A 24,061-nucleotide genomic window follows, 5' to 3' on the forward strand; every position below is an offset into this window, starting at 1 on the left:
ATGTCATGGACAGAGAAGTACCGGCCCAGGACCTTTGATGAGGTGGCCGGGAACCAGAAGGCCATAGCAGAGATAAAGGAGTGGATCAGGGGGTGGAAGGCAGGCGAGCCCCAGCCCCCCCTCCTCCTGGTGGGCCCCCCAGGTACCGGGAAGACAACCATAGCACACATAATAGGTAGGGAGTTCTCAGACACCCTTGAACTCAATGCCAGTGATAAGCGCTCACAGGATGCCATAATGAGGACTGCCGGTGAGGCGTCAGCCACTCGCTCCCTCTTCAACCATGACCTCAAACTGATCATCCTCGACGAGGTGGATGGTATACACGGCACCGAGGACCGGGGGGGTGTCCAGGCCATAAACAGGATACTCAGGGAGAGCAAAAATCCGATTGTGTTAACCGCCAATGACCCCTACAGCAAGAGACTTCAGAGCATCAAACCAAAGTGTAAGGTCATAAACATCAGGAAGGTCCACACATCATCCATAGCCGCGGCCCTGAAACGGATATGCCGGGCAGAGGGTATCGAATGCCCCAACGATGTCCTCAAGGAACTTGCAAAGAGGTCCCATGGGGATCTGCGTTCTGCCATCAATGACCTTGAGGCGGTGGCCGGTGGTGAGGAGCGGGTTGGTGAGGAACTCCTCAGCATGGGTGAGAAGGACTCCACCTCCAATCTCTTCGACGCCGTGAGGGCTGTTCTGAAGAGCCGCGACTTCTCAAAGATCAGGGAGGCCATGAGGGTGGATGATGACCCGACACTTGTACTTGAATTCATTGCAGAGAATGTTCCAAGGGAATATGAAAAGCCCCATGAGATCAGCAGGGCCTATGAAATGCTATCACATGCGGATATATTTTTTGGCCGTGCTGTGAGGAGCAGGAACTACACCTACTGGCGCTACGCCTCTGATCTCATGGGTCCCGGTGTCGCCCTCGCCAAGGAGAAGACCTACAGGAAATTCGTCAGGTACACAGGTTCATCCTCCTTCAGGCTACTCGGGAGAACACGCAAGCGTAGGAGCCTCCGTGACAGTGTTGCAGGTAAGATGGCTGAGAGGATGCACATATCACCCAAGGTTGCAATTTCAATGTTCCCCTACCTGGAGATAATATTCGAGAACGATGAAATGGCCTATGAGATGAAGGAATTCCTTGAACTCACAGACGAAGAGGTTAAACTGTTCAGGAAAAGAAAGATAAAGGCTCCCAAAGCGAAGAAGACACGTGAAAAGTCTGATAAAACCGGCCCACTTTACACCCAGAAGAAGAATTCCCAGAACACAGATAAGTACAGTAAGTCATCTAAAGGTAAAATCAGTGAATCCAATGATGATAAATCCTCAAGATCCGATTCAGGTGATGATAAGCCTCGTGAGAAGCAGACTTCACTCTTCCAGTTCTCAGGGTGATCATTGAATTAATTTACCCCTTATTTTTCCCTGTAAATCCCCCCAATGAACCTCTTTTCTCAGACATTACCGCAACTGCAAGATATAACTAATCAACCATTTCCCCTATGAACTCAAGGGACTTCCGCATCTTATCCCTGAACTGGGGTACATTATCATTGAAGAACTCCATGAACTCCGCCACGGTTGGGTTGTTGGTGATGGTGATTTCAGTGCCGAGCCACGACTCAATCCACCCTGCAGGTACAGTTGAGAGGGGGTATATGACCGTGGCTGTTGACCTGTGATGGTACCTTATACGCTCACCCCTCACCATGTCCTCAAGTGCCGCTGCAATGGAATGGTCCAGCGTGGCTGGAAGTGCGGTGACCTCCCCTTCACCGATTTTTATGCCGTACTTTCTTGTGTAGGGCTCGAGGATCACATGGAGGGCATGGGCCATCTCACCTTCGGCCTGGATCCTCACACCCACCCTGGGTCGCAGGGTTGATGCAAGGACCCTGGATGCCCTTGAGCATATCTTCTGGAAGACCCCTGACCTTACAACCCTGATCTCAGGGTACCTTGAACTGAACTCCTCCTCCCTCCTCCTTGAGAACCTTGAGAACCGCAGGTTGTTTATGAGGACCTCATTCTCTGTTACACTTACAAACCTTGTATCCACTCCCAGCTCGGATAGTGCTCTGAGTATCTCCATTTTACCGGGCAAGTTACCATCCTCTTGATTGATAGAACAGAGGAATGTATTGGTATATAAATCTGTGGTTGGAGTAATAAATAATGTGGAGGTGCTCTAATGTTCGGACTCTTTGGAAGGAGGAGGGATGAAAGGGAAGTTATTGAACTTGAACCCGACGGGCCGGTGGACTGCATCGCAGATTTCACCTACAACTTCCACTGGCAGCACAGAGGTGAGAAGCTTGACCCTGATGACAGGATCCCCGGTACATCCTGCACCTTCAGGGATGTTGTTGAACACCTCAAGGGTGGAGGTGAGGTAGTTATAAGGGGGGATGCCGGCCACAGACTCGCCTCAAGCATGGGGGCGGACCTTGCATACTTCGGGGGAACCGGTGGCGCCCTGGATACAGGTGTCCTGACCGTTGAGGGGGACGTGGACACCCGTATGGGTATCAGCATGGTCTCAGGCACAATTTATGTGAAGGGGAAGGTTAAGGACCCTGTGGGGAACGTAGTTGAGGTTAAATCCGATAGGAGGGGATATAAGAAGTTCCTATCAGTAACTGACATCCTTAAATCGGGCCTCAGGGACGAAAAACCCGTTAATTTTACATTCACCCCCGGCAGGATGGTCATAGATGATGGTCATATCAGGGACACCCTCTGCGCCAGGCTTGATGTTGACGCCGAGGTGATCCACAAAGGGGACGTGGACCTATCAACCGGGATACTCATGAGGCGCGGGAAGGTCCGGGTGAATGGTAACGCCGGTAAAAATACAGGGGCGCTCCTCAGCGGGGGGACGGTTATCATAGATGGTGACTGTGACGACTTCTCTGGCATAGACATGAGGGATGGTTACCTCATAGTGAACGGAAATGCAGGTAAATTCATGGGGGCCCAGCGGAAGGGTGGAGTGATACTTGCAAGGGACGGAAAACCTGTCCCCCCAACTTCAGAGCACAAATTAAAGGATGAGGACAAGGAAATCCTGCTGGGACTGGGTTTCAGGCCACAGTTATTCCGTAGATTTTCATAGAAAAACCACGTACCCTGAAAAAATTTATAGTCAATGATAGAAAGGTCACCATGCTTGATATAACCATGACCCTTACAGACTCTGTGATCAGATTCATAGAGGAAACCGGGTATCCCGTTATAGTCTTTCTCATGGCCCTTGAAAGTGCCTTTATCCCAGTTCCAAGTGAGGTTATAATGCCCTTCAGCGGATACATAGCATGGCAGCAGAATCTGATCCTCACTGGGGTTGTAATTCGGGTGCGCTGGGTAACCTTCTGGGTTCTCTTCTGGCCTATATTGCGGGTCTTAAGGGAGGGCGTCCCTTACTGGAGAGGTATGGCCCATACATCATGGTAACAGCTGGCAAGCCCAGGATGGCCTATGAATGGTTTGAAGGGTATGGGCACGAGGCCGTCCTCATCTCGAGGATGCTGCCGGTTATCAGAACCTTCATATCCCTCCCTGCAGGTATAGCCAGGATGAATCTGAAGAAATTCGTTATCTATACATTCGCCGGTTCCCTGCCATGGTGCCTCATCCTTGCATACTGGTTATCTTCTCGCTCCTCGCTGGACTTCACTGAGGCCAGTGTTCCATGCGCTCGACTACGCCATACTCATCGCCATACCCCTGATCCTCCTCCATTTACAGGAAAAGATGAAATCTAAGGAACCTCATGTAAGTAAATGGAGAATTCATGTTAAATCTAAATTCTGGAAGCCATGGATGCATGGAAATGTGTTAGGACTATTGAAAATCTTGGAATTATGAAAAAGCCATTAGCAGAGTTAAACAGGAGAAAAACCCAATTATCGTCACACGTTAAAAAAAATAAAGGGGGATGAAATTATTTTCTGAGGGGTCCGAAGTAGTAGCCAACTCCGAGAAGGCAGAAGATTCCAAGTATGCCAAGAACAGCGTAGAGCTGTGTGCTGCCTGATTTCTCCTCTGCCTGTGGGGTTGAGATCTCATAGGCACTTCCAGGTTTCTGTTCTGATGCTCCTGCAACACCCGGGGATGATGAGCCTGACTCTGAGGCGGAGGACTGTACCGGAACACCTGCATGGGTGCCTGGAGATCTTCCTCCTCTTCCTGTGGTTCCATGGGATCCTGTGGTGGTTCCATGATCTGAACCCTGGTTGTTTCCCTGGTCTGTGTCTGTGGAGGTACCCCCACCCGTTTCTGTGGAAGTCCCCTCACCCAGCATCTCGGATATTGCTGCAACTTCGGCCCCTGAGAGGGATACAAGTCCCCTTGTATGGGCCTGCCTCACATAGCGTGCTATCATCTGGAGGGCTGATGCATCAAGCTGTGACCTCACAGAACTGTCAAAGAGGAATGTATCGGCAATCCTCCTCCAGACATCGGCTGATGCCACGTCCACGAGGGCATCACTCATGAAGAGGTCCCTCACCTGCAGTGCTATTGATGCGCTGCCAGATGGACCCTCACGCAGTTTGCCCTGGATCCATGCGGGGTTGAGGAGTGTCACTGCAAGGTCATCGTAGGCTGACTCCTGGAGGGTCCTTATGATGGGTGTTCCGTAGGCTGTTTTTGCAATGTAGCTGTTTATGTTTCTCCCTGTGAGGTAGTTAACCATGAAGTTCACGGTGACCGAGACCCTGTAGAGGCAGGTTCCCTCGCCGGGTGCCCTGTAGGGCATTATCACCATGCTGGCGTCAACTGTACGAAGGAGTGACTCCAGGAGTTTTGGGCTCTGGAGGCCGTTGAGGTCCCTTCCATAGGCATACGAGTAGTAGCTGAGGTAGGTCTCTGCAAGCTCTTCGGCTGTCCAGTCATCCCGTGACCAGAGTATCCTGTCGACACCTGCACCATGGGGGTCTGCACCAGGTGGCAATCCAAAGATCCTGGTCCTTGCAAGCCTGTCAGCCATTGCATCGGCCGCTGAACTGTTCATCCCTGAGGCCACCAGTTCACTGTAGATGCCTGATCTGAGGGCAAGGTAGTGTTTTCGCACATAGTTCATCTCAGATGACTCGTTGAGGTTCGCTATCCTCTTAATTGTATTGTCTATGACGTCCATTGCCCCTGGGATCGCCCCTCGGAAGTTGTGGAAGTCGCTTATCACAACATCGATCCTTGGCCTTCCAAGTTCACTGAGTGGGATGATCTCTGTCCCGATGAGTGCTCCGCTCTCATAGACCGGTTTAACACCCAGGAAGTAGAATATGGCTGCGATGCTCTGTCCACCGGTTGATATAATGTCACCTATATCCACGGCAACGGTTTCAGGGTACCTTCCACTGTTTGCCTCCCTGTGGCGTTTAAGCATCTCCTCTGCAGCCCTTGATCCCATCACCACCGCTGCGGGGTCAGGGATGGATGATGGGTCAAAGGTGTACATGTTCCGGCCTGTTGGAAGCGCCGCAAGGTTGATTATGGGGCTTCTCGCTGGAGCTGGCTGTATGAATTCCCCGTTGAGGGCCCTCAGGAGTGAGGCCATCTCGTTACTGGCACTCATGATGAGAAGGTTTCTTATCTCATCCCTCCTTGCCGTTCTGTTTGCAGGGTCAAAGGATATGATTGCATCAAGGAACCTCTCAAGGGTTTCACTGTCAGGGAGCTCCCCGAAGGTGTGGAGCCCGTAGGGCATGAGGATCTCTGTGAGCTCATGGAGGTACTCCTCAAGTCTCAGTCTGAGGACACTGAAGGGGGTTGAGTTACTCACGTTGAGCCTCACTTCGAGGCCAGCCCTCTTCACACCATCCCTTATGAGGGATTCCAGGACGTTCATCCTGTCCCTATCCCCTGATGCCTCTGCAGTGCTGTAGGATCCCAGGAGGTCTGCAAGTTCCTGGTATACGCCGTAGAGTTCAGTCCTCATGACCGGTGGTATGAGGTATGAGATGGTAACGGCGTATGCCCTCCTCTTGGCAGGGTTTATAACGGCCTCAAGGGGGTCCTCCATCTTGAGGAGGTGTATGTTGGGGATGGATCCTATGAGGGTGTTTGGCCAGTCATCCTCTGTCATGGCATTCACATGGCCCGGTAGCAGCTCCAGTGTCCCGTGCTGCCCCACGTGTACCACTGCGTCGGCCCTGAATCCATTCTGAAGCCAGAGGTAGAAGGCTATGAACTGGTGTGTCGGTGGTAGTGTGCCGTTGTTGAGTGTACCGTTCCACCTCCAGACCGGCTGCGGACCCATAAACATGTTGCCGAGCATGAAGCCGGGGATCACAATGCTGCTGTTGTAGACCATGATGTTACCTGGAGCCGGACCCCACATTGCCTCAACCTGGCGCCTGAGGGTTACCGGGAGCTTTGAATACCACCTGAGGTACTCTGAAACCGGCACCGTGATGCATCCAGCCTCAACCAGTTTCCGGAGTTCTGACTGTGTCATGTTCCTGGGGTTTCTTCCAGCCCTGTTTATGAGTTCATAGATGTACTCGGGGGTCAGATTTCCGTTTCCAGTGGTGTAACCTGCTGCCCTCATTGCAAGGAGTATGTTGCTCAGACTGCCGTAGAGGTTGAGGCCATTGGTTGCCGGCATCCCCTCATCATGGGTGCTGTCAAAGTAGACGATGGCCACCCTCTTGTCACTGTTCACCTTCTTCCGGAGATTCACCCAGGCAAGTGTTCGCTCAACCAGCTGGTTTATCCCGGGCTCATAGGCCACGTATTCCTTGAGTGTGACCCCGGTTAGCGGGTCAGGGTCAGAGACCCTGTTACCACCTATAAGTATGGGTTCTATTCGCCCCTGCATCTCAAACATGGCGAGCCAGTAGTACTCCAGGCCCCTGAGGCCCTGCTGTCTGCTGCTGTTTATGTAATCATCCAGTGAGGTCTGCAGGAACACCGGGAGCGGGCCCTGAACAGGTACGTTGAGGTCAGTGAAGAAGGTTATGGTCTGGTTGTCTGGCCAGTAACCGAACTGTACACAGGCAACAAGGGCGTCAATCACCGAACTGTTGTTGACCATGAAGAAGCGCCTCGAGGCCCCTATGGGGTCTGAACAGTAGAAGTAGGGTATCACGTTGAGTCCCTTTGCCTCGAGTTTCTGTATGAGGGTCTCATAGACGTCCATGTTACCCGATAGGTAGTATCGGTTCAGTATAGCAACCCCCACCCATGGGGCCCCTGGCCTGTAGAGGGTGGTGTTCATGTACCATTCTGTGTAGGATTCTCTGTCTGTGTAAACACGTGGTGCCAGTGGATGGTAGAGGAAGTCCTGCATTCCAGGTACCAGTTTTGTGTCGTTTGCAGTGAGGTTAACGGCCCCGCTGAGCCTCAGGACCTCCAGGAGCGTCCTCTTTATGTTCTCCCGTGAGAGTGCAGGTGCTGCCACCGGACCATAGGCTGGAAGGTTGGTTACATTAACACCTGTCACGTTGGGTTTTACAGGGCCCAGGACGAATATTCGCGCCCCAGGTTTCATGCTGGCTGCGAGGGCCTGGAAGTCGACTGCTGCATCGAATTCCGTCCCATAGCTCATCCCTGTCACCGGGTAACCGGGTCTTGTGAAGAGGAAGAATATATCTGCGTTCTTCACGTCATTTTTGAACTGGCTGGATGCCGTTGAGTTGAGGTTGAAGGTGTCCATGGTGTATATTTTCAGACTGAAGTTGTATCCAGCGGGGAGGAGGTCGTTGTGGTATGCGTCGTTCATTATGGGGTCGACGGTTCCCACCACGCAGCCTGTGAGGAGCACCACCATGTTTGTATCCTTCAGCATCTTTGACTCTGTTGTGTTGGTGTCGTTGTCTGCCGCTGAGACTGATGGAACTGAAACAATGAGCAGAATAAGTGCTATCAGCAGAAACTTCTTCATTTTTTCACCTCCTTTAAATTTTTAATAATTTGCTGATTCAATATCGTAAAGAGATTTGATGGGATTCTATTTAAATCTTAATTAAAATATTCTAAGTATGAACAATTTAAAAAAGAGTAGGTCAAAAGTAATACCTGATTCATGTTTTAAATGAAATGATTTCTCATATGGTAAGCCAAAAAAAGATTCAATCAAGGACTATCTTCTCAAAATACCCATCCAACCTAAAATCAAAAAAAGATTCAATCAAGGACTATCTTCTCAAAATACCCATCCAACCTAAAATCAAAAAAAGATTCAATCAAGGACTATCTTCTCAAAATACTCATCATATGCCAGATGAAAATGCGGGAGCTTCATGCGGAGTTCATCCTCAAGTTCAAGTATCCTCTTAAACTCCTCCATGTCTGCAAAGGCTATGAGATTCCTCTCCCATGCCTCCCTGCATCTGAGGCTACAGGGTATGAAACCTGATGGTAGCACAAGGGCGCATTTACCCGGGGGAACCTCAAGTTCATCCACCTCTGCAAGGTGATCCTCATCAATCGCATACCTGGTGTTCTCAGAGAAGCTCTTTATGCAGCACTCAGGGTAGCCAAGGAGTCTCCCTATGTTCTCATCATCACCCCTGTACACACCAAGTTCCGTGGATATCATGGGATCCAGGGCAGGCCTCACAGGCGGATTGTACCGTGAGGTTATCTCAATCTGCAGCTGGAGCCTCGACATGAGCTGGTTGAACTGGAAGTCATCCATACGGCAGACGACCTTCAGGCAGTCCCTGCATCCATCTTCCCTTATCCTCAGTATCCTCTCATAGATCCTCTCTAGCATGAAAACCACATCTACCTCTTTACTGTGTACTCAACTATGAGGTCCTCCCCCAGGGTGTAGAACCTCTCAAGTTCAAGTTTTATGGCCTCAGACATATCGTCTATGCCCTCACCATCAACCAGTGTCCTTGCCTCCCTGCCACCGGCGATCATCGGGGCTATGCACACCCGGACCTCATCAACAAGGCCCTCCGTTAACATGGAGTAGTTGAGGGTTGAGCCCCCCTCGAGCATCAGCCTCCTGACACCCATCTCATGGAGCCTCTCAAGGAGCAGGCAGAGGTCCACCCTGTCTTTTCCTGCAACCACAACCTCAGCCCTTTTTCTGAGTTCATTAACCCTTGATGCCGGGGCACTCTCCGAGACACCTATCACAGTGGGGGCCTCATGGTTGAGGACCCTGAAATTCAGGGGTGTCCTTGCCCTGCTGTCAACAACCACCCTGAGAGGGTTATCCCCTTCCTCTGCATCGACCCTGTGGACGGTGAGTCGAGGGTCATCTGCGAGTACCGTGTTTATTCCCACCATTATGGCGTCACATTCCCTTCGAAGCTCATGGACCCTCCTGAGATCCTCCTCACCGGATATCTCAGAGCTACCTGTCTTTGTTGCAATCTTACCGTCCAGTGTCATTGCTGCGTTGAGTATAACGTATGGCCTCATGAACCCTCTCCTCCAGTCTATAGGTTTATATCCACCATACTATTAAATTAGTGTGGAAACTGATGGTCTGGATGACGGTGGGGCAGTCGACACCGCCACCCATACTATCAAATTAGTGTGGAAACGAGTGGGGTTTCCAGATGGGGAGGTTGAAGTATGGACAGATACACTGCTGGAATGGAGATACTTGAGAGGATACACAGGGAGTCCTACAGGAAGCTGCGTGATGAACTTGAGGATGTTGCACCTGATCTTTCAAGGTTCGTGGTTGAATTTGCATACGGTGACATCTACTCCAGGGATGCGCTGGATCTTAAAACAAGGGAACTTGTCACCGTGGCTGCCCTTACGGTTCTTGGGGCTGAAAAACAGTTGAAAAGTCATGTGAAGGGTGCCCTCAATGCCGGGTGCAGCAGGGAGGAGATAATTGAGGTCCTAATCCAGATGGCTGTCTATGCAGGGTTCCCTGCAGCCATAAATGGTGTTACTGCGGCAGCTGAGGTTTTCAGGGAGATGGATGAATAAATCCAGAGGGCCTCAGAGGCCAAAAATTCTTTCTGCATTGGATGTTGTCACCCTGTCAACATCCTCAACATCGGTTTCCTTGATCTCTGCTATTTTCTTAACCGCTTCAGCCACAAATGCTGGCTCGTTGCGCTTCCCCCTGAAAGGGGAGAGGTAGGGACTGTCTGTCTCTGTAAGCATACTCTCCAGCGGGAGGTCCTCCACAAGTTTCATGTGGTGATCTGAGAAGGTCACAAGTGTGGATATTGATATGTGGTAGCCAGCGTCCATTATCCTCTCTGCAGTGGATAGGCTGCCGCCGTAGCAGTGAAAGACCACCTCTGGTATGCTGTACTCCAGTACAATCTCAAGGGCCCTCTCCTCGGCGTCCCTTGCATGGACAACCAGGGGCATCTCATGTTCCTCTGCAAGTTTGGCGAAGATTCTGAAGGCCTCCTCCTGTCTTCTTCTTCCTTCAGCATCGTGGGTGTGGTGGAAATCCATCCCTGTCTCACCTATGGCCACGATCCTGTCAATGTGTGATTCTATCTGCCCCGAGACCTCCTCTATGAGTTCAGGTCTGGCCTTTGATGCGTCGGCAGGATGGAAACCCATGGTGGGGTATATGAATCCTGGATAATCTGAGGAAAGTGCAAGGGCTCTCCTGTTGCCCCCGAGTCCAACACCGGAATCTATAACAGCCCTCAGTTTTCCCTTTGCCCTTTCAATAACTTCTTCACGGTTTCTGTTGAAGTCCTTGAAGTCCAGGTGACAGTGAACATCTATTATATTGATCCCTCCATTGATAGCTTGGATATCATGTCCTTTTTATATCCATTTTAGGACATTATAGCCTTAAAAGTCACTTGAAGCGAATCTAGGCACCGAATCTCCTCTCCCTCTGCTGGTATGACCTTATAGCCCTTAAAAAGTCAACCTTTCGAAGTTCTGGCCATAGGCTGTCGCAGAAGTACAGTTCTGAATAGGATGACTGCCAGAGAAGAAATCCGCTGAGGCGCTCCTCACCACTGGTCCTTATTATGAGGTGGGGATCCTCCAGTCCAGCGGTGTAGAGGTTCCTGTTTATCATGTCCTCATCTATGTCCTCAGGGTCAATGCGGCCGGCCCTGACGTCCTCGGCGATTTTCCTTGCGGCGTCCACTATCTCCTGTCTGCCATCATATCCTATTGCGATGTTCACAAGTCGATCAGAGTATCCCTCAGTTGACCTCTCAGCAACCTCTATAGCCTTTCTAACATCTTCAGGGAGCAGTTCAAGTTTTCCGACTGCCTTGACCCTGACACGGTTTTTATGGATCTTCTTATTGCTTGCTATGGCCTCGAAGTTCTCCTTGAAGAGCTTCATTAGTCCTTTAACCTCGTTTTCTGGCCTTTTAAAGTTTTCGGTTGAGAATGCATAGGCGGTTACTATCTCTATTCCAAGGTCAACACACCAGTCCAGGACCTTCTCTAGTGTCTCAATACCCTTCTTGTGACCCTCTATGGGGTCCAGGCTGCCCTGGAGTCGTGAGTATCTTCTGTTACCATCCATTATAATGGCAACGTGCCTTGGCATTCTTTCCCTTTTTAGGTTGCGCGATATGTACCACTCATAAAGTTTGTAAAGAGGTTTTAAAGGTGACATTTCCCATCTACCTGACCAGAGTTTCTATTAATACTATAAATTTCTATGATCTCTCCAATTGGTAGCAAGCCAGTGGGCGAATCTAAGTGCCCTGTAGTAACCTTCAGTGGTCTGTGACCTAGATGTGTCAACAAAAATCCCATTAAATCCAAGGGCCACAGCTCCATGGCTTCTGGCCGTGCCAACGAGAACCAGTGATCTGAATATGAGGTTACCTGTTATCCCATCGGGTGCTATGATGACGTTGCACCCATCCCTCACAGCTTTCTCTATCAGTATATGGTAGTGCCTCACTTCATATTTATCCTTTACCATTGATGCCAGAAGTTCACCATCACGGATTGAACTGTCCACTGCAGGGGACCTTCCAAGGTCACCTGGCCGTCCCCCCGATATTATACCAATGAATGGCTCTGTTCCTGTTTTCATGAGAAAGTCCCCTGCTGCAGTGGCTATGTTGAACCTTTCGGTGACTGTTTCACCCTCATCTATACCGACGGGTGCGAGGAAAAAGCTCCCCTCCCCTGTCTCTATCCATGAAGCCCTCATCAGGGGGCCGTGATTCTTGAGTTCTGCCATTATACTTGCTGATGGGAGAGATCCCCTCACATATGCATATTTTCCCTCTTTTAAACTCTCGATGAATTCTTCCTCGGAGTAGACCAGTTCAACATCAAATTCAACTGAAGACGCAGCCCTTTCGATGTTCCTGTTCTCACCGACCCCTGCCACTATTCTCATTAGTTCACATCCCCCTGATTTAAAAATCTCTGGAACCACAGCAACATTTAATATATGTATTCTAAGTATTAAATATTCAGGTCTACATGATACGTGATGCCAAAGTATATATATAAATGTGGCAAAATTTAGGTCAACGTAAATCATCTGGAGCGTGCTTTTCAATGTTAACTTCTTACGTGATCCAAAAACCCAGATAAGCTAAAGGAAGGTAATAATATGGATACAAAAAATAAGATAATCCTCGGTCTCTTCATAGTTATACTTGGTCTTTCAGTTGTAACTTATGAAAACTACATCACAAACTCACAGAACGTTTTTGTGGGAGAAAAACACGTTCTGCTTCTATGCGCAGATCCCAGTGAACCAAGGCCTGGTATAGGGGCCGTTGACATGGCCTTCATAATAACCCTGAACGAGGGTAACATAACCAATGTGACAGCTGTCTACCCCCACAACATGGCCCATCCAACAGCAGAACCCCCGGCTTCACTGAGGGCGCAGGGAGTACACAGGTGGCTCCTACATGACGCCCTCTGGGAAAACGATACAGAGAAGGGTGCCAGACTTGCACAGGAGATAGTGGAATATAACACCGGCGTGAAAACAGATATCGTCGTGATAGTGACACCCCAGGCAGTGGACGGCATCCTCCAGGCAATAGGCCCAGTATATGTGGAGGGTGAGGGCTATGTCTCAGGAAACAGCATAACATTCCTCAGGGAGGAACAGCAGCAGGGAGCAGCAAGGGGCGTTGCGGTTCAGTCACTAATGAGGGCAATATTCAATGCCACAAAGGACCGTTCAAAGTATATGGCCATGGTAAACGCGGGGATCCAGCAGTACCAGCAGGGAAACATTGTCGTTGTACCTGAAGGTGTCTTCATACAGTTCCTCATATCCACCGGACTTGAAAGGGTGACCACCTGATAAACTATTTATTTTTGAAAAAAATCAAAGGATGCCTCAGCATATGAAAAATAAATGATTCAACACAAAACTTAACTACTATAATGTAAAATAAATTATATCTGGGGGATCTCCTTGTCCGAGGAAAACATGGAAAAAACCAGAGGATACCTCATATGTACACAATGCGGGGGCTACTACCAGCTGGAAGATGGTGAGGACCCATCTGATTTTGATTCATGTGAATGTGGAGGCTCACTGGGATACTACAGCACACTAGAAGAGTTCTATGATGAACGAGATGAAGATGAAGAGTTCTATGAAGGACCGGATGAACCAGAACGTGAAATTTCCGGTGAAAGTGACCGGAAAAGAGCCCTCCTTGAAAACCTCTCAAAGAGAATAGAAAACGAGGAGAGAACACTAAAGGAGATAAAAAGTGGTGAATGGTCTCTCATGGAATTCGTGGCAAAGAAAAGGATAATAGACGATGTTAAGGAGCAAAAAAAGATTGTTGATGAACTCCTTGATGAGGAGATAATAGACAGCAATCTGGTAACTGGTGGCAGGGGAGAGGCAGAGAGTTTCATATCACAGGTGCGTGAACAGAGGGAGTTCCTTGCCGAACGTGAGGGAAAGACGCTTAACAGCAGATTTTTAAGGACTACTGTAACGGTTCTTCTCATATTTGTGGTTATATGCTTCCTCTACTTCTTCATAGCCATGAAATTTACATGAATTATACGGCCGAAGCTATACCATCCCTCGCCGTAAAAAAGATATTTAAGTTTTTAAATTTCTGAGTACATCCTCTACTGCCTCAAGGGTACTGTTTATATGATCCATTTCGTGTGCAGCGGATATGAAACAGCACTCAAACTGTGATGGTGGTATGAAGACACCACTCTCCAGCAGCCCATGGAAGTACTTCATGAAGAGTTCTGTGTCTGATTTCCTGGCATCAGCGTAGTTTCTCACCTCATCCTCAGTGAAATATATCTGGAACATTGAAGCCAGACCTGCAACCTGATACTTAAGGTCCATGTCAAAGAGGAGATCCCTCAAACCTTCCCTCAGATGGGACCCCATCCTCTCAAGACTTGAATACATTCTATCATCAAGTATTTTAAGGGTTTCAAGACCTGCCGTCACAGATACGGGGTTTCCATTGAATGTACCTGCCTGGTATACGCTACCAGCCGGCGCAATGTTCTCCATTATCTCTCGTGTACCAGCAAGGGCCCCCATTGGGAAACCACCACCGACTATCTTTCCCAGTGTCACGAGGTCAGGCTTCACGCGGTAGTACTCCTGGGCGCCACCTGCTGCCAGCCTGAAGCCTGTTATGACCTCATCAAAGATGAGTATAATGTCGTTCTCCCTCGTTACATCCCTGAGGAAGTTCAGGTAGCCGTTTTCAGGTTCTATGCACCCCACGTTACCCATCACAGGTTCAACCAGGATGCATGCTACCTCATCCCCCATCCCATCAATGAGTTCAACCATCGCCTCCTCATCATTGAAGACCGTGGTTAGAGTATTTTTCACGGTATCCTCAGGTATACCGGGTGAATCGGGTGCAGCGGCGGCACCTGACCCTGGTTTCACGAGGACGTAATCGTGGGCCCCATGGTAGGATCCCTCAAATTTGACAATCTTATCTCTCCCTGTGTACGCCCTTGCAAGCCTCACAGCGGCCATGGTGGCCTCTGTACCAGAGTTCATGAACCTGACCATCTCAGCACAGGGGACCCTGTCTATTATTGTCTCTGCAAGTTCTATTTCCCCCTCAGATGGTACACCATAGGTTGTGCCCCTCTCTATCTGCCTCTCAACCACCTCGACCACCCTGGGGTGTGCGTGTCCCAGGATCAGGGGTCCGTATGCCAGGCAGTAGTCGATGTAACTCTTACCATCAACACTCTCCAGTATGCACCCTTTACCCCCCGCCGCAAAGAAGGGGTATGGCTCAAACCTCCTAACAGGTGAGCTGACACCACCCGGTAGAACCCTCTGTGCCCTTTCAAACAGTTCTTTCGACTTCATGATGTAACCTCTAAACATTTCTAATCCTCGATGATGCTAAGAACCTCCAAACTTATCCTCAGGAGAACCTCTAAACTTCCCCTCCATCTGATAGTGCTATAAGAGCATTTGCAGCTGCCACCGCCACAGGTGTGCCCCCCTTGGGGCCCCTGGTTATCATGTGGGGTATTTCGGTTTTCCTTAGGGCCTCCTTAGATTCTGCAGCCCCCACAAATCCCACAGGAACGCCTATGACCGCCTCTGCATCCATTATGCCTTCAGCTGTAAGTTCAATCACCTTCATGAGGGCTGTTGGGGCATTCCCTACAACCACAATCCCCCTGAAGCCCCTCTCTGCAGCGTACTCCATTGATGCAGCTGCCCTCGTGATGTCCCTCTTTTTTGCAATCTCCCTGACCTCAGGGTCCCTTATGTGGCAGCTGGCAGGTCTGGATATCCCTGCACGGACCATTTCAATGTCGGTGAGTATCTCACCTGAACTCCTGAGTGAATCAAGGGCTGCATCCACAAAGTCCTGGCTGAACTCTGTCAACCTGGCATATTCAGGGTCAGCGGTAGAATGAACTATGCGCTCAACTATGGCCGCCTCCTCATCCCTGAGAGATCCTAACTCTTCAGATATCAGTTTTCTGACTATTTCCCTGCTCTTTCTGGCTATCTCATAGCCCTGACCTGTGGATGCGCCCATCAATGTTATCACCTAAGGTGTGAGTCTCCTCCTGTCCCTTGGGAAGAGGACCGTCTCCCTTATATTGTTTACACCGGTGAGGGTCATGTTGAACCTTTCAGCCCCAAGGCCCCAGCCTGCGTGGGGTGGCATGCCGTACTCAAAGGCTGCAAGGTAGCTCTCAAAGGAGTCCGGATTCAATCCCTGCCTCTTTATCTTCTCAACCAGGAGGTCATGCTGGTGGACCCTCATGGCACCTGAGGATATCTCAAGGTCCCTGTACATGAGGTCGAATGCATAGCTCCTCTCTGGGTCGTCCTCATCTGGCATCACATAGAATGGCTTTATTGCGGTTGGCCATGAGGTTATGAAGTAATAGCCGTCCATGACCTCACCAAGGGCCTTCTCAGCCGCCCTTGGAAGGTCCTCGCCGTGTTTCATTGGGACTCCCCTGGATTTTACCAGTTCAACTGCCTCATCGTATTCCAGCCTCTCAAAGGGAGTTTCGGGCACCTCAAGGGTCCTTCCCAGGGTTTCAAGGGCGTCGGTGCAGTGCTCGTTAACATCCTCTATGACCCTCACAACCAGCCTTTCCAGTATCTTCATGACATCCTCATGGTCAACGAAAGATGCCTCTATGTCGATGGATATGACCTCGTTGAGGTGCCTGAGGGTGTCGTGCTCCTCTGCACGGAATATTGGTGCTATCTCATAGACACGGTCAAGGCCCGTTGACATCATCATCTGCTTGTAGAGCTGTGGGCTCTGACCCAGGAAGGCCTCCCTTTCAAAGTAGGTTATCGGGAAGAGCTCAGTACCCCCCTCTGTTGCAGATGCAACAAGCTTTGGGGTGTTGATTTCAAGGAAACCATTCTCTTCAAGGAATACCCTGACTGAGTGCAGCATCCTGCTCTTTATTTTAAATATTGCACTCACTGATGGTTTTCTGAGGTCAAGGAACCTGGCATCAAGCCTCGTGTCTATCTCGGCCTTCACCTTCTCTGTGGGGTCAAGTGGCAGTGGCTGCTTTGATGGGTTCAGGACCCTGAGGAATGATGGTATTACTTCAAAGCCGCCGGGGGCCTTATCTGACTCCTGCACCCTTCCACTGAATGCAACAACGGATTCCTTTTTGAGCTTTCTCATGGATTTGAAGAGGTCCTTCTCAATCTTCTTGCTGGGTGCTGTTATCTGGATGAGCCCTTCACGGTCCCTGAGGAGAACGAATATTATCCCTCCAAGGTCCCTTATCTCATGGACCCATCCCATGACAGTGACTTCCTCTCCATCCATTTCAGGTTTTATGTCCTTTGAGTAGTGAGTCCTTCTAAGATCTCCAAGTAACAATCAGATCACCTCTTGTCGCTAAAGTGAATTATCAGAGTAAATTCAGTCACTATCAAGTCTCCTACGGAATGACTCAGCATGGGCATGGAGGCCCTCGTATTCAGCAAGACGCAGGACCGTGTCCTGGATGTTCCGGAGCCCCTCCCTGGTTATCATCTGCACCGTTGGTTTCTTGAGGAACGACTCCGTTGATAGGCCCGAGTACATCCTGGCGCAGCCAGAGGTTGGCAGCACGTGGTTGGTCCCTGAACCGTAATCCCCTGCCGCTACAGGTGAGAGGTCACCCAGAAATATGGATCCTGCGTTACGGATACCCTTGAGTGTTTTTTCGGGAGAATCCGTCATTATAACAAGGTGCTCCGGTGCGTAGGCGTTGCTGAAGTCCACGGCCCCCTTAATATCCTCGGTTAAAACTATCATTCCGTATCTTTCAAGGGACTCCTCTATGATATTGGCCCTTTCCATGTATTTAATATTTTCACGTACCTTCTCCTCCACAGTGGCTGCAAGATCCTTCGAGTCTGTCACAAGGACACTTGCTGCCTGGGGATCGTGCTCTGCCTGTGCCAGTATCTCAAGGGCAATGTACTCCGGGTCTGCAGATTCATCTGCAATTATGAGTACCTCTGATGGGCCTGCCGGGAAGTCTATGTCTACGTCACCGTATACCAGTTTCTTTGCTGCGGTAACAAATATGTTCCCTGGCCCCACAATCTTATCCACCGCCCCGATCGTCTCTGTACCGTAGGCCATTGCAGCAACCGCCTGGGCGCCTCCAACACGGTATATCTCATGTGCACCTGCAATGTCGGCCGCCACAAGGACAGCGTCAGGGACCGAGCCATCGGATGCCGGGGGTGTGCAGCACACTATCCTTTCAACCCCTGCTATCCTTGCCGGTATAACGGTCATTAATATTGTTGAGGGGTAAACGGCCCTTCCACCGGGTATGTAGCAGCCAACACTGTCAAGGGGCCGCACTATCTGCCCTGCGCTCACCCCCGGTCTGATTTCGGCCATCCACTCAGAGGGCAGCTGGAGCCTGTGGAACTCCTCGATGTTCCCCGCAGCTTCAGTGAGCGCTTTCCTGACCTGGGGGTCCAGGTTTCTATGGGCCGCCTCTATTTCCTCCTGACTGACAGTTAGGGTCTCAGGGGAGACGCCATCAAATTTTTCTGTGAGCTCCCTCAGGGCCCCATCACCACCCTCTCTCACCATTGAGATGATATCTGCCACCGGCCCCAGGACCTCATCAACATCAATTCTTGCTCTCTCAACAAGCTCACCGACCCTTTCATGATCAAATTCTATTATCCTCATTAGGATGATCCTCCATGGAAAGTTAAGGTGAATGGTTAGTTTTATGGATCCATCACTTTTAAGAATTTGCAGATGATACACCACCACCCAATGGTTAATAATTTAAAAAGTTTCAGTAATATAAAACTTTATTTATCAGTTTTAACTTAACTATGGGAAGATGAAGGAAGATATTCATGGATATCCACTAATCTACTATAATTTTTACATTAATTCATATTATATCTTTAATTTTGATAAAGGGGCTGTCAATCCACCAAAATTTTTAAATAATAAATTTAATACACACTTATAAGGAGACTGAGGCTGGTAACCATGTATAAGGACGAAATGATACAACTGCACCAATTTCTGGTATATGTTCTGAAGTACCTTGAGAATGGATACGATATAAAGGATGAATGCCAAGAGTACTTCTCCCTCAACATCAGCCCCCACCACATCCACCGCACAAAGGCCGAGCATAAATACGCTATTTTTGTACTCTCAAGTGCCATCTCCGAGATCCTTGCAAAGAAGGAAGGACACAACCTCCCACCAAATGTTGTAAATGGCCTCTCAGAACTTGCAAAACGGTCAAGAAAGGAAGTCGTGAAGATGGAAGCCAAACTGGAGGCAAAATAGACCATCAATCCATTCTCCAAAATCTAAATTTTTCTAATTTAGATATGGTGCCAGCCAGAAAACAACATAATATCCCTTACCATCTACCAACCATCTACCAACTATTTTAATAATTCCCTTCAACTTATATCATAAAAGGTGTTTTTTATGAAGGCCACAGAAAGCATGATCTGTCTTGTTGATGGAGAGCACTACCTCCCTGTGACAAGGGCGGCTGTTGAAACCCTTGATTCAATGGAACACATTGATGTCAAGGCACTGATCTTCATAGGGGGAACCGAAAAACTCAGGACATCATCACCTGAGGAGTACACCGAGATGATGGGAAGACCCGTCTACTTCGGTGATGATCCCCACAGGATACCCTATGACCTCATAGCCAGGCTCATCAGAAAGTACGGTGCAGACACGGTTATGGACCTCAGCGATGAACCCGTCCTGGATTACTCAAAGAGGTTCAGGATAGCATCGGTTGTCCTTGAGGAGGGTGCTGTCTACAGGGGCCCTGACTTTGAGTTCCAGCCCCTCACAGAATATGATATACTCAAAAAACCATCCCTCAAGATTCTCGGGACAGGTAAGAGGATAGGTAAAACCGCTGTATCCGCCTATGCGGCCCGACTGATCCATGAACGTGATTACAACCCCTGTGTTGTGGCGATGGGTCGAGGAGGCCCTGAGGAGCCAGAGATTGTGAGGGGTGACAGGATAGAAATAACCCCCGAGTTCCTTATGGAGCAGTCAGACAGGGGGGTTCATGCAGCCTCTGACCACTGGGAGGACGCCCTCATGAGCCGGATACTCACGGTTGGCTGCAGGCGCTGCGGTGGCGGTATGGTTGGGGATGTCTTCATAACAAACATGAAGAGGGGTGCTGAGACAGCCAACAGTCTAGACGCCGACTTCATAATCCTGGAGGGGAGCGGGGCTGCAATACCCCCTGTGAAGTCAGACAGACACATAGTCCTTGTTGGCGCAAACCAGCCCATCATAAATATAAAGAACTTCTTCGGGCCCTTCAGGATAAGACTGGCGGATCTTGTGATACTCACAATGTGCGAGGAGCCCATGGCAGATGATGAGAAGGTTAAGGAAATCGTTGAGTTCATAGAATCCGTGAACCCCGATGCAGAGGTTGTGACCACAGTCTTCAGGCCCAAACCACTTGGAGATATCAGCGGAAAGAATGTCCTATTTGCAACCACCGCCCCCGACTCTGTGAAGGATATCCTGGTTGAATACCTTGAGTCTGAGTACCGCTGCCGGGTTGTTGGCACGACTCCACACCTTTCAAACAGGCCGCTCCTACAGCGGGACATTGAGAGGTACATAGATGACGCTGATGTGATGCTGACAGAGCTCAAGGCGGCTGCGGTTGATGTTGCAACGAAGGACGCCCTTGAGGCTGGGCTCGAAGTCATCTACTGTGACAATATACCCATTGTGAGGGACGGTTCCCAGGATGAACTTGATGACGCCATAATCAGGGTGGTGGAGAGCGCCATAGCTGACTTCAACCTCAGAAGAACCCCGTAGGGGGCAGGTGGTATATTGGATGACTCCGAGATCAGGAAACTCTTGAGGTTCACCCTCAGTGAAAAGAGGGTTATAGAGGAGCTTCAGATACCCCCTGATGCATTCATACCCCTTCTTTTTTCCATCAGGTATGGTGGTGACTGGAGCCTCAGGAAGAACTCCGGGCGTTTCATGGCTGTGAAAGAGAAGGTCACCCGCTTTGATGAGGATAAGATGACAGGTCGGACTCTGGAGATAGTTTACCTCTTTCTGAACCCCAGGGTGGTGAGGGAGGAGGGTACCGTTTACCGGCTCGAGAAGTGCGGCTCAAAAAATGAGAGGGAACTTGTGAAGAGGCCCTACCGGGTCGTGGTGGATGGTGATTACATCCTCAGGGCGGTGCTTGATCCCCTTGATTTTAAGATTAAACTTAAGAGGCTCAGGAAGCCCCTTAAATTCACAGGTTCAGGGGCCTATGGTGTCTCACATGAGATGGAGCACCTGGAGGGCAGGGAGTCCCGGGGAACCCCCTTCTGGGAATTCGAGTATGAAATAGAGGACGATTGAAATTTCAGGGAAGTCCCAGAAAAAGCCCTTTCCCCAGAATCCGAGTATGACAATAGAGAACGGCTGAGATCTCCGATAGAAATGCCCTGAACCCACACACCAATATATTCATATATGTAAATATAGGAATATGGGTGTGGATGGTGATGAACAGTGGAGAACAAAAACTCTGACTGCTGTGAAGATAAGGCTGAAGTCAATGGCGAAAAATGTGAATGCAGATGTAACTGCGGATTTCTGGAGTACCCTGATGAATGCAGGGTTCCGGAGCCAGAAAATCCATTAGAAAAGGCAGATGATGAATTCCTAGGTCGACTCGAAGAATATGCACGTTCACTTGGGATCAGTAATATTGGGTACGCCAGGCTGACACCCGATGTTATCCTTGCCGGTGACCCCCCCTACCGCAATGCAGTGGTCCTCACAGTGGACATGGACGACGATCTCGTACTGACTCCCCCAGGCAGAAAGGCAAGGGAGATGAACGACGGGCTATACGATAAACTTGCGGACTTAACCTTCAGGGTGGCTGATTACCTCAGGATTAACGGATATGGTGCCGTGGCCATTCACCCCATGAGCGGCCTCATAGACCTCCCCCTCCTCGGACAGAATGCAGGTATCGGTTTTAAGGGGAGGAACGGTCTTCTTATAAGCCCCGGAAAAGGCCCAGCCCAGAAGATATCCGCGGTCCTCACAGGAATATCAGACCTTCCCTATGGCTCCAGGGATCATGAATGGATACCCTTCTACTGCAGGAGATGTGGCAGGTGCATAAGGGCATGTCCACAGGACGCCCTGGTGGAGGTTGAGACGTGCTGCGGATCCAGGGTTATGCTACTTGATGATAGATGCACCGGCTGCAGTGATGGATGCACCCACTGCATAGAGAGTTGCCCATTCTACAGAAAGAACTATGAAAATATAAGATCCGCGTTTAAGAAAGCAGTGAAAATGCAGGAGTAGGTCATCTGGCTTACAGATTTCAGCCATCATATAATTTGATGGTATTGATCTGGCAACAAAAAGCCGTCGCCATAAAAAAATGCCATATTTTAATAATAATGGCGGACATAACTGGTAGATGGTGTATAAGATGAAGGCTGATGCAGTAAAGATTGCAGATGGTGTCTACTGGGTTGGTGTCATGGACTGGGACATCCGGAACTACCATGGCTACACCCTTGGAGGCACAACATACAATGTGTACCTCGTCTTTGGAGACGATAAGGTCGCCCTTGTTGACAACACATACCCTGGAACATCCCCCCAGATGTTTGGAAGGATAAGTGACGCCTTTGAAAGGGAGGGAAGGGATGAAAGGATAGACCTCATAATCCAGAACCACATAGAGAGGGACCACAGCGGCTCAATCCTGGAGGTATGGAAGCGCCACAGGCCAGAAATAATCTGCACAGAAAAGGCCGCTGAGGGACTGAAGGAACATTACCCCCTCCCAGATGAAGCTGTATTTAAAACCGTGAAAACAGGGGACTCCGTTGACCTTGGAGGGAAAACCCTCACATTCCTTGAGGCCCCAATGCTCCACTGGCCAGACAGCATGTTCACCCTCCTTGGTGAGGATGGGATCCTATTCTCAAATGACGCCTTTGGCCAGCACCTCTGCATCAGCAGAAGGTTCGACAAGGACGTGCCTGAAGCCGTGCTGATGGACGCCGCCATGAAGTTCTATGCCAATCTGTTAACACCACTATCACCCCTTGTACTAAGAAAGTTCAGTGAGGTAAAGGAGCTTGGGCTTCTCGAGAAGATCAGGATGATCGCACCATCCCACGGCCAGATCTGGACAGAGCCCATGAAGATCATAGAGGCATACACGGCATGGGCAACAGGGGAGTGCAGGGACAAGGCCACGATAATATATGATACCATGCACTACTCAACCAGGATGCTTGCACATGCACTCGCAGAGGGGCTCATGGCCGCGGATGTGGATGTTTCAATGCATTTCCTCCACGAGGATGAAAGGAGTGAAATCGTAAAGAACATCCTTGAAAGTAAGGCTGTATTCATTGGAAGCCCCACAATGTTCAACGGGCCATTCCCGAGTCTCGGGGATATAATGTACTACCTCAAAGGGCTCACATTCGATAGAACCGGATTCAGGAGGCTGGCGGTTGTATTCGGATCAAAGGGATGGGGTGGGGGTGCAGTGAGGACACTCAAAGACGAAATCAGTGCCGCAGGCTTTGAGGTTGCAGAGACCCTTGAGGTCAGCTACGTCCCGGATGAGGATGACCTGGCACGCTGCTACAGCATAGGAAAATCAATCGGCAAAAGGATAAAGGAGATGTAACCTATGAAGTCCGTTAAATTTCAGGGAAATCATGACCCTGAGAAAAAAATTGTTGTTAGCCTCTTCTGGACGGTTCGAAAAACCATAAGAGAGGAGGGATGCGCCCCTCTAAGGATCAAAAGGATCATAACATCAAAGAACACCTATGAACCCGAGGGCAGGAAACTCCTCAAGCTCTCAGATGAGATCATGGACGATATACTCGATGATATCAAGAAGGGTAAAACTGTTGAATTTGAGATGACAATGGGTGAGGAGTCACTGAGGGTCTGGATCGACGCCGAGGGCTTTGCTGTTGAGGCATCAAAGACGCCTGAACTTGAGGAGGAAATCGTTGAAAAGATAGAACATGAGACCTCAAAGCTGACACCTGACTTCTGCCAGACCTTCCTTCCAAGGATCTTCCCCAACCAGTAGCAGGAAACCGGAACCATTCATTTTTCTTCTTTTCAGTTCA

25 protein-coding genes are annotated in these 24,061 nt (G+C 49.6%); 14 read left to right on the top strand and 11 right to left on the bottom strand.

All coding sequences use genetic code 11. From position 1 onward, the window contains the following. On the top strand, positions 1–1,413 hold the full coding sequence (locus QFX30_RS01515) for a replication factor C large subunit (RefSeq protein ID WP_300487188.1): 1,413 nt from the start codon (positions 1–3) through the stop codon (positions 1,411–1,413). 88 nt (positions 1,414–1,501) lie between these two features. On the opposite strand, the gene QFX30_RS01520 is transcribed toward QFX30_RS01515, so the two are convergent. Then, positions 1,502–2,110 carry a hypothetical protein gene (locus QFX30_RS01520; protein ID WP_300487191.1) on the bottom strand — a complete coding sequence of 203 codons (609 nt, stop codon included), beginning with the start codon at positions 2,108–2,110 and terminating at the stop codon, positions 1,502–1,504. A 99-nt stretch (positions 2,111–2,209) separates the two neighbouring features. Between QFX30_RS01520 and QFX30_RS01525 the strand changes: the two genes are divergently transcribed. The 4 genes from QFX30_RS01525 to QFX30_RS01540 are packed head-to-tail and all read left to right on the top strand — an operon-like array spanning position 2,210 to position 3,959. After that, the gene (locus QFX30_RS01525; RefSeq protein ID WP_300487194.1) at positions 2,210–3,133 is read left to right on the top strand and encodes a hypothetical protein; all 924 of its coding nucleotides are present in this window, start codon (positions 2,210–2,212) and stop codon (positions 3,131–3,133) included. Between the two features lie 50 nt (positions 3,134–3,183). Then, positions 3,184–3,471 carry a hypothetical protein gene (locus tag QFX30_RS01530; protein ID WP_300487402.1) on the top strand — a complete coding sequence of 96 codons (288 nt, stop codon included), beginning with the start codon at positions 3,184–3,186 and terminating at the stop codon, positions 3,469–3,471. Continuing rightward, on the top strand, positions 3,402–3,782 hold the full coding sequence (locus tag QFX30_RS01535) for a DedA family protein (protein WP_367186118.1): 381 nt from the start codon (positions 3,402–3,404) through the stop codon (positions 3,780–3,782). The genes QFX30_RS01530 and QFX30_RS01535 overlap by 70 nt, the downstream gene beginning before the upstream one ends. 54 nt (positions 3,783–3,836) lie before the next feature. Next, a complete protein-coding gene (locus QFX30_RS01540; protein ID WP_300487197.1) occupies positions 3,837–3,959 on the top strand; it encodes a hypothetical protein in 123 nt (40 codons plus the stop codon). 2 nt (positions 3,960–3,961) lie between these two features. Here QFX30_RS01540 and QFX30_RS01545 read toward each other — a convergent pair whose 3' ends face one another. The 3 genes from QFX30_RS01545 to QFX30_RS01555 all read right to left on the bottom strand — a co-directional run bounded on the left by QFX30_RS01545 (position 3,962) and on the right by QFX30_RS01555 (position 9,402). Then, complete coding sequence (locus QFX30_RS01545; protein ID WP_300487200.1) at positions 3,962–7,906, bottom strand: cobaltochelatase subunit CobN; 3,945 nt, start codon at positions 7,904–7,906, stop codon at positions 3,962–3,964. A 297-nt stretch (positions 7,907–8,203) separates the two neighbouring features. Then, positions 8,204–8,740: a DUF483 domain-containing protein gene (locus QFX30_RS01550; protein ID WP_300487203.1), complete on the bottom strand. Its 537-nt coding sequence runs from the start codon at positions 8,738–8,740 to the stop codon at positions 8,204–8,206. Positions 8,741–8,751: 11 nt separating this feature from the next. Further along, positions 8,752–9,402: a 2,5-diamino-6-(ribosylamino)-4(3H)-pyrimidinone 5'-phosphate reductase gene (locus tag QFX30_RS01555; RefSeq protein WP_300487206.1), complete on the bottom strand. Its 651-nt coding sequence runs from the start codon at positions 9,400–9,402 to the stop codon at positions 8,752–8,754. Between the two features lie 156 nt (positions 9,403–9,558). On the opposite strand from QFX30_RS01555, the gene QFX30_RS01560 reads away from it, so the two are divergent. Further along, a complete protein-coding gene (locus QFX30_RS01560; RefSeq protein WP_300487209.1) occupies positions 9,559–9,927 on the top strand; it encodes a carboxymuconolactone decarboxylase family protein in 369 nt (122 codons plus the stop codon). Positions 9,928–9,939: 12 nt separating this feature from the next. On the opposite strand, the gene QFX30_RS01565 is transcribed toward QFX30_RS01560, so the two are convergent. The 3 genes from QFX30_RS01565 to mtxX form a co-directional block, all read right to left on the bottom strand. After that, positions 9,940–10,722 carry a TatD family hydrolase gene (locus QFX30_RS01565; protein WP_367186119.1) on the bottom strand — a complete coding sequence of 261 codons (783 nt, stop codon included), beginning with the start codon at positions 10,720–10,722 and terminating at the stop codon, positions 9,940–9,942. A gap of 61 nt (positions 10,723–10,783) precedes the next feature. Continuing rightward, on the bottom strand, positions 10,784–11,551 hold the full coding sequence (gene uppS / locus QFX30_RS01570) for a polyprenyl diphosphate synthase (protein WP_300487212.1): 768 nt from the start codon (positions 11,549–11,551) through the stop codon (positions 10,784–10,786). A gap of 33 nt (positions 11,552–11,584) precedes the next feature. Beyond that, positions 11,585–12,292: a methanogenesis marker protein Mmp4/MtxX gene (gene mtxX, locus QFX30_RS01575; RefSeq protein WP_300487215.1), complete on the bottom strand. Its 708-nt coding sequence runs from the start codon at positions 12,290–12,292 to the stop codon at positions 11,585–11,587. Positions 12,293–12,511: 219 nt separating this feature from the next. On the opposite strand from mtxX, the gene QFX30_RS01580 reads away from it, so the two are divergent. Both QFX30_RS01580 and QFX30_RS01585 read left to right on the top strand, forming a co-directional pair. Then, on the top strand, positions 12,512–13,222 hold the full coding sequence (locus QFX30_RS01580) for a DUF4012 domain-containing protein (protein WP_300487218.1): 711 nt from the start codon (positions 12,512–12,514) through the stop codon (positions 13,220–13,222). Between the two features lie 114 nt (positions 13,223–13,336). Further along, positions 13,337–13,939, top strand: a complete 603-nt coding sequence (locus QFX30_RS01585; protein WP_300487220.1) for a hypothetical protein — start codon at positions 13,337–13,339, stop codon at positions 13,937–13,939. Positions 13,940–13,984: 45 nt separating this feature from the next. Here QFX30_RS01585 and hemL read toward each other — a convergent pair whose 3' ends face one another. From hemL to hisD, 4 genes are all read right to left on the bottom strand, one after another. Next, entirely contained in the window at positions 13,985–15,247 is a 1,263-nt protein-coding gene (gene hemL / locus QFX30_RS01590; RefSeq protein WP_300487223.1) for a glutamate-1-semialdehyde 2,1-aminomutase, read from the bottom strand. A gap of 70 nt (positions 15,248–15,317) precedes the next feature. Continuing rightward, complete coding sequence (locus QFX30_RS01595) at positions 15,318–15,935, bottom strand: cobalt-precorrin-8 methylmutase (RefSeq protein WP_300487395.1); 618 nt, start codon at positions 15,933–15,935, stop codon at positions 15,318–15,320. A 12-nt stretch (positions 15,936–15,947) separates the two neighbouring features. Beyond that, complete coding sequence (gene aspS, locus QFX30_RS01600) at positions 15,948–17,261, bottom strand: aspartate--tRNA(Asn) ligase (RefSeq protein ID WP_300487226.1); 1,314 nt, start codon at positions 17,259–17,261, stop codon at positions 15,948–15,950. Positions 17,262–17,303: 42 nt separating this feature from the next. Next, positions 17,304–18,581, bottom strand: a complete 1,278-nt coding sequence (hisD, locus tag QFX30_RS01605; RefSeq protein ID WP_300487229.1) for a histidinol dehydrogenase — start codon at positions 18,579–18,581, stop codon at positions 17,304–17,306. 315 nt (positions 18,582–18,896) lie between these two features. Here hisD and QFX30_RS01610 point away from each other — a divergent pair, with 315 nt between their 5' ends. The 6 genes from QFX30_RS01610 to QFX30_RS01635 all read left to right on the top strand — a co-directional run bounded on the left by QFX30_RS01610 (position 18,897) and on the right by QFX30_RS01635 (position 24,021). Then, the gene (locus QFX30_RS01610; RefSeq protein WP_300487232.1) at positions 18,897–19,205 is read left to right on the top strand and encodes a UPF0058 family protein; all 309 of its coding nucleotides are present in this window, start codon (positions 18,897–18,899) and stop codon (positions 19,203–19,205) included. Between the two features lie 147 nt (positions 19,206–19,352). After that, positions 19,353–20,741: a cyclic 2,3-diphosphoglycerate synthase gene (locus QFX30_RS01615; RefSeq protein ID WP_300487235.1), complete on the top strand. Its 1,389-nt coding sequence runs from the start codon at positions 19,353–19,355 to the stop codon at positions 20,739–20,741. Positions 20,742–20,756: 15 nt separating this feature from the next. After that, positions 20,757–21,287, top strand: a complete 531-nt coding sequence (locus QFX30_RS01620) for a RimK/LysX family protein (protein WP_300487238.1) — start codon at positions 20,757–20,759, stop codon at positions 21,285–21,287. A 153-nt stretch (positions 21,288–21,440) separates the two neighbouring features. Beyond that, positions 21,441–22,253, top strand: coding sequence for a 4Fe-4S binding protein (locus tag QFX30_RS01625; RefSeq protein WP_300487241.1), 813 nt, complete (start codon positions 21,441–21,443; stop codon positions 22,251–22,253). A 130-nt stretch (positions 22,254–22,383) separates the two neighbouring features. Beyond that, on the top strand, positions 22,384–23,604 hold the full coding sequence (locus QFX30_RS01630) for an FprA family A-type flavoprotein (protein ID WP_300487244.1): 1,221 nt from the start codon (positions 22,384–22,386) through the stop codon (positions 23,602–23,604). Positions 23,605–23,607: 3 nt separating this feature from the next. Then, positions 23,608–24,021, top strand: a complete 414-nt coding sequence (locus QFX30_RS01635) for a hypothetical protein (RefSeq protein ID WP_300487247.1) — start codon at positions 23,608–23,610, stop codon at positions 24,019–24,021. Positions 24,022–24,061: the final 40 nt, after the last annotated feature.

It is taken from the genome of Methanothermobacter sp., assembly GCF_030055435.1.
Classification (GTDB): Archaea; Methanobacteriota; Methanobacteria; order Methanobacteriales; family Methanothermobacteraceae; genus Methanothermobacter.